The sequence below is a fragment of the Streptomyces sp. NPDC045778 genome (genome assembly GCF_056431945.1).
In genome coordinates this window covers 107,097-118,142 of record NZ_JBWKJZ010000031.1, presented here as the reverse complement: position 1 = coordinate 118,142, position 11,046 = coordinate 107,097, and the positions used below count along the sequence as shown (strand labels likewise).

The window sequence follows — 11,046 nt, the reverse complement described above, 5'->3', positions numbered from 1 at the left end:
CCCGGGACCCCCCCCCCCCCCCCCCCCCCCCTCCCCCCCCCCCCCTCCCCCTTTCCCCCCCCCCCCCCCCCCCCCCCCCCCCCCCCCCCCCCCCCCCCCCCCCCCCCCCCCCCCCCCCCCCCCCCCCCCCCGCCGTCGGTCCGTCCGCGTACCGGCTCAGCCCTTGATGACGACCGTGCTGCACACCTTGTCGGCGAAGCACTGCTTCTTGTCGTCCCACAGCGGCCACAGGTAGCCGATGTAGCAGGGGATGCTGTCGAGGAAGTGCGCGAGCTTGCGGACGAAGGCCATGCCGAAGCCGAGGAAGTTGCCGTCGGCCTCGCGCAGGACGCGGATGCCGACGACCCGCTTGCCGATCGACTGGCCGGTCTTGCCCTCCAGGTGGATCTGGTAGAAGCCCATGAAGAGCGTGTAGACGAGGGCGACCGTCGAGATGAGGGCGGCGCCCGTGCTCATGTCCTCCCCGCCGATGCCGACGGTGAGCCCCACGATCAGGTACAGCGGCACGATCGTGATCAGCCCGTCCAGCAGGGTCGCGCCCACGCGAAGGCCCCAGTGCGCCAGCTCCGGGCGGCCGTCGTGGCCCATGCCGTACCCCGCCTGCTGCGGGTACGCGCCGTACGGTGCCTGGCCGGGCTGGGGCTGGGGGTACGGGGCGTAGTGCTGCCCGGGATAGCCGCCCTGCTGCGGCGGGACGCCCTGGGGGGCCTGCTGCGGGTAGCCGTATCCGGGCTGGGGCTGCTGCGGCTGCTGGCCGTAGGGGTTGGGCGGCGTGGTCATGGTGAGGTGTTCCTCCGGTCGGAGCGGGGAGTGCGGGGACGTCACGGCACGCACGGAGGAACGTTCACAGATGCGTCGGTCCCCCCGACACCGGCCGCGGCACTGTGGTGCTTATCGTTCTTTAGCGCCCGCTTGTTTGTCCAGCCGCGTTTTCCCCATGTTGTGCGAGTGCAATCACACGGCGAATCCGGGGCGGTGCGGGTGCCCCGGATTGGTACGCGGGCGTGCTCATCCGGGAGGATGGGAGCATGACCGCCCAGATTCTCGATGGCAAGGCCACCGCAGCAGCGATCAAGTCCGAACTGGCCGTCCGCGTGGCGGCCCTGAAGGAACAGGGCGTCACGCCCGGACTCGGCACCGTCCTCGTCGGCGACGACCCCGGCAGCCAGAAGTACGTCGCGGGCAAGCACCGCGACTGCGCGCAGGTCGGCATCGCCTCCATCCAGCGCGAACTGCCCGCGACCGCCTCGCAGGAGGAGATCGAGGCCGTCGTGCGGGAGCTGAACGAGGACCCGGCCTGCACCGGCTACATCGTGCAGCTGCCGCTGCCCAAGGGCATCGACGAGAACCGCGTCCTGGAGCTGATGGACCCGGCCAAGGACGCGGACGGCCTGCACCCCACGAACCTGGGCCGCCTGGTCCTGAACGAGCCCGCGCCGCTGCCCTGCACGCCGTACGGGATCATCCGTCTCCTCCGTCAGCACGACGTGGAGATCAAGGGAGCGGAGGTCGTGGTCGTCGGCCGCGGCGTCACCATCGGCCGGCCCATGCCGCTGCTCCTGACCCGCAAGTCGGAGAACGCGACGGTGACGCAGTGCCACACCGGCACCCGTGACCTCGCCTCGCACCTGCGCCGGGCGGACATCATCGTGGCCGCCGCGGGCGTGCCGCACCTGGTCAAGCCGGAGGACGTGAAGCCCGGCGCGGCCGTGCTCGACGTCGGCGTGTCCCGGGACGAGAGCGGGAAGATCGTCGGCGATGTGCACCCCGGTGTGGCCGATGTGGCCGGCTGGCTGTCGCCGAACCCCGGCGGCGTGGGCCCGATGACGCGCGCCCAGCTCCTGGTGAACGTGGTCGAGGCCGCCGAGCGCGGTGCCGCGGCCTGAGCCGGGAGTGGCCGCCATGAGTGCTGACGCCAAGGACGGGACCGAGCGGTCACAGGCCGGGGCGGACCAGGAGCCGCCGGAGGAGCCCACCGCCAAGGGCGCGGTGAGCGCGCCCGGGCCCGACGGGGTGCCGCGCAAGACCTCGCGGCGCTTTCCGCTGTTCACGCGGGACACCGCGCGGCCCGAGGGCGGCGGCCGTGCCGCGCCGGGCGACGCGCCCGCGCCCGCGCGGCAGTGGCCGCTGCTCGTGGTCGTGTCGGTGGTCGCCTTCGGGCTGCTCCTGACCGCCTTCGACGTCTTCCGGGTGGGGACGATACTGGTCGGGCTCGGGCTGCTCGCGGGGGCCGTGCTGCGCTGGACGCTGCCGGGCGTCGGCATGCTGGCGGTGCGCTCGCGGTTCACCGACATGGTGACGTACGGCGTCCTCGGCCTCGCCATCGTGCTGCTCTCGATGATGGCGCAGCCGGAGCCGTGGCTGGAGATCCCGTTCCTGGACGACACGCTGCACTTCACGATCAGCAGCTAGCCCGGTCCTGGCGGGCCGCGCCGGGCCGGCGGCCCGTACTCGCCAGGAGAGTACGGGCCGCCGGCGGTGGGGCAGGGTGGTGCTCGCGGCCGAGGGCCCGTTCCCCCGTGCGCGCCCCGCGCACGAAGCCTCGACCTCAGTGGTCCTCGTGGTGCTTCGGGGCGCGGACCTGCTTGGTGGTTCCCCCCGCCAGCAGGCCCACGCCCCCTTCCCCCGTGCGCGCCGGTCGTCTGGGCGACTCGGGCGGTGGTGCTGAGGCAAGAAACTACGGGCGGCGGGTACCCCGCGTCGTCGTGTCGCAGTTTGACGTTCGGGTACGCCGCAGGGCGCAGCTGCCCGTCAGCTACAACTCCCGCGGTACGACGACAGGTTGACGTGGCCTCGCTGAACGCGCGTTACGCTGCGGCGATGCGACTCCGCCCGTTCACCGCCGATCTGCTGCTCGCCCTCGGGCAGGCCGTGGCGCTCGTGGTGATCGGGCCGAGCGCGAACGGCATAGGGTTCACCCCGCTCGACGCGCGGGGCTACGGGCTCGGGCTGCTCGTCATCCTGCCTACGCTGGCCCGCTCCAAGGCGCCCATCACCGTCTGCCTGGTGACGTACAGCGTCTGGGTCGTCTACATCGTCGCGGGCTACTGGCCGGTCGTGACCTCCTTCGGACCGCTGCTGTGCCTCTACACGGTCTCGCTGCTGCGCCCGACGAAGGTCTCCGGTCTGCTCGCGATCCTGCTCGCCGCCCTGTGGGCCTTCGGCAGCCTGCTGACCCTCGACGACTCCTTCATCCCCTCCGTCGTGGCCCAGTGCGTCTGCTTCAACGGCATGGTGTGGCGCATGGGGTACCTGGCGCGCCGCTCCCAGGAACTCGCCCGCAGGACGCGCGCCGAGCATCAGGAGAAGGCGCGCCACGCGGTGGTGGAGGAGCGCGGCCGCATCGCGCGGGAGCTGCACGACGTGGTCGCCCACCACATGTCGGTGATCTCCGTGCAGGCGGGCCTCGCGAAGTTCGTCTTCGACTCCGACGCGAAGACCGCGCGCGCCGCGCTCGGCACCATATCCGGCACCAGCGCGGAAGCCCTTGAGGAGATGCGGCGCATGCTGCGGGTGCTGCGGGCGCAGGAGGACGGCGAGGGCGCGCCGGACGCCCCGATGCCGGGGCTCGCCCGCATCGGGGAGATGACGGAGCGGGTCAGGGCGGGCGGTGTGCCCGTCGAGTTCCGGGTCCTCGGGGAGCCCCGGCCCATCGCGCCCGGCGTGGAGCTGTGCGCGTACCGGGTGGTGCAGGAGGCGCTCACCAACGTCCTGAAGCACGCGCGGCACGCGAGCGCCGTCGTGGAACTGCACTACCACCGCGACCACATCGAGGTGGCGGTCACCGACGACGGGGAGGGGGTGATTACGGACAGACTGGGGCGAGGACGGGGACACGGCTTGATTGGCATGCGCGAGCGGGCCAAGCTCTACGGCGGAACGATCAGCATAGGGCCGCGCAGCGTAGGGGGGTTCGCCGTCAGGCTTACTCTGCCCACGTCCGCGCGGGCCGCGCCGCCGGGAGACGACACCGCCGAATGACCCCACACATCAGCGTGCTTGTCGTGGACGACCAATTCCTCATCCGCGCCGGGCTCGTCGGTGTGCTGCGGGCCGCGTCCGGCATCGAGGTCGTCGGGGAGGCGGGCGACGGCGCGGAGGCCGTCGAGATGGCCGCGGAGACCCGGCCCGACGTGATCCTCATGGACATCCGCATGCCCGGCATGAACGGCATCACGGCCACCGAGCGCATCCTGGCCGCGGCCCCCGAACCGCCGCCGCGCATCCTGGTCCTGACGACCTTCGACCTCGACGAGTACGTGTACGGGGCGCTGCGCGCGGGCGCGGCCGGGTTCCTGCTCAAGGACTCGGGCCCGGAGCGGCTGCTCGCCGCGGTGGCGGCGGTGGGCAGCGGCGACGCGCTGTTCGCGCCGAGCGTCACGCGCCGCCTTGTGGAGGCGTTCGCGCTGCGGTCCGGCGTGTCCCCGCTGGTGGGCGCCGGGACGCCGCCGGGCCTCGAGTCGCTGACGGGCCGCGAGCTGGAGGTCCTCAAGCTGATCGCCCGCGGCCTGTCGAACGCGGAGATAGCCGACCGCCTCTACATCAGCGAGGCGACCGTCAAGACGCATCTGAACCGCACGATGAACAAGCTGGACATCGACAGCCGGGCGCAGGCCGTGGTGTTGGCGTACGAGTCGGGCCTGGTGAAGCCGGGGGACCCGGACATCTGACCGGGGCGCCCGCCCGCGCGCGAGGCGGCCCGCCCCCTCCCCCGTGGAGGGCGGACCGCCGGTCGCGGGCCGGCCGTTCAGCAGGTCACGGTCTTGTCGTAGGAGCCGAAGGGCCAGCTGTGGCGCACCCAGGCGCGGTGCTTGAGCGAGTGGCAGCGCGAGTCGGGGCCGTGCTTGACGACGATCTTCACGCTGATGACGCGGCCGCAGTTGTTGGTGGCGGTGGCGGAGCGCCCGCTGACGGTCCGCTGGACGCAGGCGGGCGCCGTGCCCTGCGGCGCGGCCTCGGACATGGTGGCGGCCCGGTCCCGGTCGGGCGCGGCAGACGCGGTGGACACAGCCGGGACGAGGGCGAGGCCGCCGCCGAGGAGCGCGGTCGCGGCGACGCCCGCGGCGGCGGCCCGGATGCGGCCCCGGGCGTGCGCCCCGGCCCTGGGGCCCCAGCCGGTGTCCTGGGTGTCGGAAGGCATGCGTGTGGTGCTGGACATGGGTGTGCTCCCCCGTGGAAGTGGTGCCGCGAGATGCGGTGTTCTCGACTCTGCCGAGCGGAATCGGTCAACAGCGAGAGCGGCTGGTCCCCGTGGGTGTCCTTGGGACGTCTCACCCGCTGACCTGCGGCGCCGCCGGAGCCGTGGGCGCGGGCGTGGGACGTGGGACGCGGTGCAAGTGGCTTGTTCGAACGTGTGAGACGGCGCCCGGGGAACCGGAATTGGTGCATCCGCCATCTTTTGGAACCTAAGGGGCGATACGCCCGGGGGACCTTGCGACGCGACCGGGGAGAAACATGCCGCGTTGGAAAGAGCTGCCCGCGCGACTGGGGGAGCAGGAGCGTCAGCTCCTCGTCCAGTTACGGCGGATGAAGGACCACAGTGGACTCAGTCTGGCGTCGCTCGGCGCCAAGACCTCGTACAGCGGCTCCTCGTGGGAGCGGTACCTGAACGGCAAGAAGCCCGTGCCGCGCGCGGCGGTCGAGGAGCTGGCGCAGGTGTGCGGCGCGGATCCGACCCGGCTGCTCGTGCTGCACGAGGTGGCCCGCGCGGCGGACGGGGGCGAGGAGCCGCGCGACACCGAGGCCGAGGGTGAGGCCGTCGTGTCCGAGGCCGCCGCCGGGCCGGTGACACGTGCGAGTGCGCCGCCCGGCCCGGCCGCGGCCGCGCCGCCCGCGGCCCGCACCGTGCGGCTGCGTTCCGCGCTCGTCGCCCTGGCCCTCGCGGTGGCCGCGGCGTTCACGGGCGGACTGCTCGCAGGACACGCGTTCTCGGGGGACGGGGACGACGAAGGGCGCGGCGCGTTCTCCTACGCGCAGGGACGGACGTATACGTGCGAGAAGGGCCGCACCGACGGCATGCGGTACGCCGGATACGCGACGACGGCCACCGCGATCCTCGACCGCGGGAGCTACGGCTGGGAGGTCGTCGAGGCGCAGTGCCTCCTCAAGGCGCACGGCTTCAGCGTCGGAAGGATCGACGGAGCGTACGGCGACGGTACGAAGGCGGTCGTCAAGCGCTTCCAGCGCGCGCGGCACCTGGTGCCCGACGGGATCGTCGGCCCGGACACCTGGGGAGCGCTGCGCACATGAGGGATCGCGGGGAACGGGAGGGCCGGAGACGGCCGCCACCGGCGCCGCCACCGGAGTGTCTGCCGCTGGTCGAGGCCCTGCGGGAGCTGCGGGAGCGCACGGGCCTGAGTCTGGAGGCCCTCGCCCGCAGGACCACGTACAGCAAGTCGTCCTGGGAGCGTTACCTCAACGGCAAGAAGCCCGTGCCGCGCAGGGCCGTCGGCGCGCTGTGCGCGCTCACCGGCGAGCCGCCGGGCCGGCTGCTCGCGCTGTGGGACCTCGCGGACGCGGCGTGGAGCGGGCGGTCGGCGCGGGTGGACGGCGCGAGCGCGCGGGGGCCCGGTGCCCGGCCCGCCGACGACCGGGCGGCGGACGACCTCGGCACGCTCGTCGGGCCTGCCGGGCCCGTGTCGGGCGGGGTCCCGCGGACCGGGCTCCGGTGGCCCGCGTTCGCGCTCGGGGTCGCCGCCGTCGCGGTGGTCGCGGGCGGGGTGACGGCCGGGCTCACCGTCACGAGTGCCGGCGGCGGGCGGGAGCACGTGGCGACCCAGCCCGCGCCGGGGCCGTACGAGCCGCGCTGCGAAGGCGCGGCGTGCGAGGGCGAGCAGCCGCAGCGCATGGGCTGTGGCGGGCCGGGGCAGGTGGTGTCGCTCAGCACGCGCTCGTTCTCCCCGGGGCGCCGGGTCGAGCTGCGCGTCGGCAAGGCGTGCGACGCGGTGTGGGCGCGGGCGACCGGCCTGCTGCCGGGCGATCGCGTGGTGGTCTCGCTGCCGGGCACGCGGGCCAAGGAGGTGCGGGCGGACGACGCCGAGGACACGCGCCGGTATCTGGCCACGCCCATGACCGCGCTCAAGGGGAACGACCCGGCCGCCGCACGGGTGTGCGTGACGCTGGCGGACGCCGGGACGAGGAGCTGCTTCTCCGGCTGAGTCCCACGAAGGCCCAGTTCAGAGCCTGCCCGACGACAAAGACGGCGCCCGTCCTCTCCCCCGTGGGAGGACGGGCGCCGCCGCATATCCGGGAGCGCGATGCGCGCTCGCCGTGTGCTCTAAGCGTCATGGACGCGCCATCCCCGCTCAAGGGCGGCCGGTTCCCTGTGGCACGGAAGTGACCATTCCGCAACGGTGTGCGAGGCCCGCAACGGCTGCGCGACGACCCGGCGGGAAAGGTCCGCGGGGCGGGAACCAAACAGGGCTGTTCCCCCGTCACGTGACAAACCGGATACAGGGAAACCAGGGCGCGCGAGGAGAGGTGGACGATGGGTGCGCGCGCGAACGCCTGGCAGCCGCTGCCGGACGAACTGCCGCCGGAGGTCAAGGACTTCGTGGAGCTGCTGCGGCGGCTCAAGGACCGCACCGGGCTGAGCCTCGTCGGGCTCGGCGGGCGGACCTCATACAGCAAGTCCTCCTGGCAGCGTTACCTCAACGCCCGGCAGCCCCCGCCCCGGCAGGCCGTGCTCGCCCTGGCCAGGGTCGCGGGAGCGGATCCCGCCCGGCTGCTCGCGGCCCGGGACCTGGCGGTACGGGCGTGGCCGCGCGGGGGAGGGGCGCCGGTGCCGGGCGGGGGGCGGACGACAGGGGTGACGGCACCGGCGCAGGCCCCGACGCGGGCGCAGGTCCCGACGCGGGCGCAGGTCCCGACGCGGGCGCCGGTTTCGGTGGGGCGGCCGGCGCCGTCCTGGCGCCTGGTGGCGTGCTCCGCCCTCACCGTCGTCGTCCTCCTGCTCGTGAGCCTGCTGTGGATCGTGTCGCGGCTGACGGCCGCGGGCGGCGAAGGCCGCCCGGACCCGGCGTGGAGCCCCGGGTCCGGGCGGCCGGAGCCGAGGTCAGTCGAACGACTTGTACGCGGCCTTCCGCCACTCGCCCGAGACCTTCACGTAGTACTCGCCGTGGATGCGCTTGAAGGCGACGTCGTGCCGGTAGCCGAGGTACAGGACCTTGCCGTTCGGCTCCGGCCCGGACAGGGAGTTGTCGGCGGCGCCGAACGTCTCCTTGCCGACGACGCCGTCGACGTCCTCCATGTCCTCATGCCGCTGCCACCAGTACGTCGCGGACTCCGTGCGCTCCTCGAAGCGCCCCGTGATGTCCGCCTTCCTGAAGGTGTGCAGCTCGCCGTCGGCGTCGCGCCACTTGGCGCCGTCCGCGTACAGGACCGTCTGCCACAGCGCGGTCGCGTCGCTCACCGTGCTGTGGCTGTCGATGGACAGGGTGCCCTCGTCGCCCCAGTCGTTGTACGCGTAGCCGCTGCCGTCGATGACGCGCGGCGCGGCGGCGGTGGCGAGCGGGGCGGTCGCCGCGAGCGCGACGCCGGTGCCCGCGGCCGTGGCGAGGGCGGCGGCGAGCAGCCGTCGCCGCCGTCGGCCACCGGTGGTCGTGGTGTGGTGCATGGAAATCCCCCGTGGTTCGCTCTGATTCGCTCAGGTTCGGCGTTTTTCGGCCGGTTACGGCACGGAAGTGCCGCGTTCGATACTTCGCCACGGAACCGCCCCGCAAAAGGGTCAAGGGGCGCATCCGGGACGGTTCTGGGACGTCCCGGCGCGGGACCTGGGGTTCCGCATCGTGCGACGGGACGTCGGTGGGACACTGTGCGTCGACCGCGGAGCGTGCGACGGGGAGCATCTGGCCCAAATGCTCCCGTGCGCCCCCAATCCGGGAACTGTCATCCTGGCTTGGCGCATCTCTCTGGGTAGTCCAGATCCGGAGCGTTCGGGGCTTGTACGGGGCACTGGGCCAGGAAGCACGATGCGTGGGGTACTTGCACGCACGGGGGGATTGGGGGAGCGATGCCTCGTTGGAAAGCGCTGCCGGACGACCTCGACCCACAGGTCAGGGAGTTCGCGAGCCAGCTGCGCAGACTCGTCGACAACAGCGGGCTCAGCATCGCCGCCGTGGCGGACCGCACGGGCTACAGCAAGACGTCCTGGGAGCGCTATCTGAACGGACGGCTGCTCGCCCCCAAGGGCGCCGTCGTCGCGCTCGCCGAAGTCACCGGCACGCCCGCCGTGCACCTCGTCACCATGTGGGAGCTGGCGGAGCGCGCCTGGAGCCGCTCCGAGATGCGGCACGACATGACGATGCAGGCCATCCGCATCTCCCAGGCCCGTGCCGCCCTCGGCGAGCTGGCCACGCCGGAACCGCCCAAGGGCAAGGGCGGCGGCACCGGCAAGGCCCGCGGCGGCGTCGGCGCGGTCACCGGCGTGGCGGGCCCGGCAGGGGTGTCCCCGACGGTGCCCCCACGCCAGGAGAGCACGCGGTACGGCGCCCGGACGGCGGCGCCCGGTGCGCCCGGGGGAGCCAAGGCCGGGGCTTCGCCCGCGGGTCCTGACGGTGGGCCTGAGCGGTCCGAGGGGCCCGGGGCGGCGGTGGGGCTGGGACGGTCGGTGGGGCTCGGCGGGGCCGCGGGGCCTGGCGTGGCGTCGGGGCCGGGGCAGTCCGCCGGGGCCGGGGTGGCCTCGGGCCCGGGGCGGGCCGCGGGCTCCGGGGCGGCTGCGTCCGCTCCTTCGTCGTTCCCCGCTTCCGCTCCCTCCGCGTCCGCGTCCGCCTCCTCGCCGTCCTCCGCCCCGTCCGCGTACGAGGCGTCGGCGACACCGCCCACGGCGGCGGCCTCGGCGCACGCCTCGGCGGCGACGGCGTACGGCAGCGGGGCGCGGGGCGTGACCGCGGCCCCCGTCGGCCCCGACGGGAAGTCGCCCGACGGGCAGCGGCGCAAGCGGAAGCTGACGATGTTCCTCGCGGGTGTCGTGGGCGCGCTCGTCGTCATAGGGGCGGCGGCGTTCCTCACCGGCGTCGGCAAGGGCGACAAGACCGACGACAACGACGACAAGGCCAAGCCGTCCGCGACCCCCACGACGTCCACGGCCGATCTGCCCGCCGGGGTCGAGTGCAGCGGTGCCGCGTGCGCGGGCAAGGACCCGGAGAACATGGGCTGCGGCGGCGAGTTCGCCACGACCACCGCGCGGGTGACCGTCGGCACGAAGACCCTCGTCGAGGTGCGCTACAGCAAGACCTGCGGGGCCGCGTGGGCGCGGATAACCCAGGCGAAGCCCGGGGACAAGGTGCAGATCAGGGGGGCTGACCGGGGTGCGAAGGGGCGGCAGAGCGGGGCGGTGGCCGGGGCTGCGGACATGGACGCGTACACGCCCATGGTGGCGGTGAAGTCGGGGGCTGAGGCCAAGGCTTGCGGGACGCTTGTCGCGGGGCAGCGGGCCTGCACGAAGTAGCTGCCGTCGGCTGAACGGGTCCCCGGCCTGGGCCGCACCCCTGCCCGGGCCCCGCGCAAGCCCCCTCGCGCCCGGCCCGGCCCTGGCGGGCGCCCCCCTCGACCTGAGGCCGGGCTGCGCCCCGCCGGGTTTGCTCCCACCCACCCGCCCCCACCTGTCAGGGCTCGGCCCTGTGGCCCCGGGCCTGGCTGGAGTGGCGTGTGCGCGGGGCTTGGCCCTGGCGGGGGCTGGGGCCGGGCTGCGCCCCGCCGGGGGTTGGTCCCACCCACCCGCCCCCACCCTGCAGGGTCTCGGCCCTATGCCCCTCCGGCCCAGCTGCCATGGCCATTGCGGAGCGGTTGCTCTGCGCCTGCGCGCAGCGCGCCCCCACGGCTCGGTTCCCGCCGGCCCCGCGAAGCGGTTGCTCGGTGCCTGGGTGCTGTGCCCACCCGTCCCGCCCTGCGGGACGATTGCCCACAGCGGGGTGGGGCTTGGCCGTACTCGTGCTCGCAGTTCTGTTTGGCGATGCCGGGGGGGGGTGCTCATCCGTCCTGCTCTGCGGGGTGATTGCGCACAGTGGGGTGGGGCTTGGCCGGGCTCGTGCTCGCAGTTCTGTTTGG

Annotated in this window: 10 protein-coding genes and 1 pseudogene; 8 read left to right on the top strand and 3 right to left on the bottom strand. The window is 73.9% G+C overall.

Annotated elements, in window-relative coordinates; all coding sequences use genetic code 11:
* Positions 1 to 156 precede the first annotated feature (156 nt).
* Positions 157 to 780, bottom strand: a complete 624-nt coding sequence (locus AC07GB_RS31490; RefSeq protein WP_478851389.1) for an RDD family protein — start codon at positions 778 to 780, stop codon at positions 157 to 159.
* Between the two features lie 248 nt (positions 781 to 1,028).
* Here AC07GB_RS31490 and AC07GB_RS31485 point away from each other — a divergent pair, with 248 nt between their 5' ends.
* The 4 genes from AC07GB_RS31485 to AC07GB_RS31470 all read left to right on the top strand — a co-directional run bounded on the left by AC07GB_RS31485 (position 1,029) and on the right by AC07GB_RS31470 (position 4,670).
* A complete protein-coding gene (locus AC07GB_RS31485; protein ID WP_478851387.1) occupies positions 1,029 to 1,886 on the top strand; it encodes a bifunctional methylenetetrahydrofolate dehydrogenase/methenyltetrahydrofolate cyclohydrolase in 858 nt (285 codons plus the stop codon).
* 16 nt (positions 1,887 to 1,902) lie between these two features.
* A complete protein-coding gene (locus tag AC07GB_RS31480) occupies positions 1,903 to 2,412 on the top strand; it encodes a DUF3017 domain-containing protein (protein ID WP_478851385.1) in 510 nt (169 codons plus the stop codon).
* 408 nt (positions 2,413 to 2,820) lie between these two features.
* Positions 2,821 to 3,981, top strand: a complete 1,161-nt coding sequence (locus AC07GB_RS31475; protein ID WP_478851383.1) for a sensor histidine kinase — start codon at positions 2,821 to 2,823, stop codon at positions 3,979 to 3,981.
* Positions 3,978 to 4,670 (top strand): response regulator, encoded by a 693-nt coding sequence (locus AC07GB_RS31470; protein WP_478851382.1) that lies wholly within the window; start codon positions 3,978 to 3,980, stop codon positions 4,668 to 4,670. The genes AC07GB_RS31475 and AC07GB_RS31470 overlap by 4 nt, the downstream gene beginning before the upstream one ends.
* A 77-nt stretch (positions 4,671 to 4,747) precedes the next feature.
* Here the strand turns inward: AC07GB_RS31470 and AC07GB_RS31465 are convergent, their stop codons facing one another.
* On the bottom strand, positions 4,748 to 5,158 hold the full coding sequence (locus AC07GB_RS31465) for a hypothetical protein (protein ID WP_478851380.1): 411 nt from the start codon (positions 5,156 to 5,158) through the stop codon (positions 4,748 to 4,750).
* A gap of 296 nt (positions 5,159 to 5,454) precedes the next feature.
* Between AC07GB_RS31465 and AC07GB_RS31460 the strand changes: the two genes are divergently transcribed.
* The 3 genes and pseudogenes from AC07GB_RS31460 to AC07GB_RS31450 all read left to right on the top strand — a co-directional run.
* Positions 5,455 to 6,249, top strand: coding sequence for a peptidoglycan-binding protein (locus tag AC07GB_RS31460; RefSeq protein WP_478851378.1), 795 nt, complete (start codon positions 5,455 to 5,457; stop codon positions 6,247 to 6,249).
* Positions 6,246 to 7,157, top strand: a complete 912-nt coding sequence (locus AC07GB_RS31455; RefSeq protein ID WP_478851376.1) for a helix-turn-helix domain-containing protein — start codon at positions 6,246 to 6,248, stop codon at positions 7,155 to 7,157. The genes AC07GB_RS31460 and AC07GB_RS31455 overlap by 4 nt, the downstream gene beginning before the upstream one ends.
* Positions 7,158 to 7,486: 329 nt before the next feature.
* Positions 7,487 to 7,666, top strand: a pseudogene (locus AC07GB_RS31450) (helix-turn-helix domain-containing protein); the annotation flags it as partial.
* A 387-nt stretch (positions 7,667 to 8,053) separates the two neighbouring features.
* Here the strand turns inward: AC07GB_RS31450 and AC07GB_RS31445 are convergent.
* Positions 8,054 to 8,614 (bottom strand): peptidoglycan-binding domain-containing protein, encoded by a 561-nt coding sequence (locus tag AC07GB_RS31445; RefSeq protein ID WP_478851374.1) that lies wholly within the window; start codon positions 8,612 to 8,614, stop codon positions 8,054 to 8,056.
* Between the two features lie 396 nt (positions 8,615 to 9,010).
* On the opposite strand from AC07GB_RS31445, the gene AC07GB_RS31440 reads away from it, so the two are divergent.
* On the top strand, positions 9,011 to 10,447 hold the full coding sequence (locus AC07GB_RS31440) for a helix-turn-helix domain-containing protein (protein ID WP_478851372.1): 1,437 nt from the start codon (positions 9,011 to 9,013) through the stop codon (positions 10,445 to 10,447).
* Positions 10,448 to 11,046: the final 599 nt, after the last annotated feature.

Bases quoted from the DNA above. Each gene is read 5' to 3' on its own strand.
- AC07GB_RS31490 (WP_478851389.1), bottom strand. From the start codon at position 780: ATGACCACGCCGCCCAACCCCTACGGCCAGCAGCCGCAGCAGCCCCAG.
- AC07GB_RS31485 (WP_478851387.1), top strand. From the start codon at position 1,029: ATGACCGCCCAGATTCTCGATGGCAAGGCCACCGCAGCAGCGATCAAG.
- AC07GB_RS31480 (WP_478851385.1), top strand. From the start codon at position 1,903: ATGAGTGCTGACGCCAAGGACGGGACCGAGCGGTCACAGGCCGGGGCG.
- AC07GB_RS31475 (WP_478851383.1), top strand. From the start codon at position 2,821: ATGCGACTCCGCCCGTTCACCGCCGATCTGCTGCTCGCCCTCGGGCAG.
- AC07GB_RS31470 (WP_478851382.1), top strand. From the start codon at position 3,978: ATGACCCCACACATCAGCGTGCTTGTCGTGGACGACCAATTCCTCATC.
- AC07GB_RS31465 (WP_478851380.1), bottom strand. From the start codon at position 5,158: ATGTCCAGCACCACACGCATGCCTTCCGACACCCAGGACACCGGCTGG.
- AC07GB_RS31460 (WP_478851378.1), top strand. From the start codon at position 5,455: ATGCCGCGTTGGAAAGAGCTGCCCGCGCGACTGGGGGAGCAGGAGCGT.
- AC07GB_RS31455 (WP_478851376.1), top strand. From the start codon at position 6,246: ATGAGGGATCGCGGGGAACGGGAGGGCCGGAGACGGCCGCCACCGGCG.
- AC07GB_RS31445 (WP_478851374.1), bottom strand. From the start codon at position 8,614: ATGCACCACACCACGACCACCGGTGGCCGACGGCGGCGACGGCTGCTC.
- AC07GB_RS31440 (WP_478851372.1), top strand. From the start codon at position 9,011: ATGCCTCGTTGGAAAGCGCTGCCGGACGACCTCGACCCACAGGTCAGG.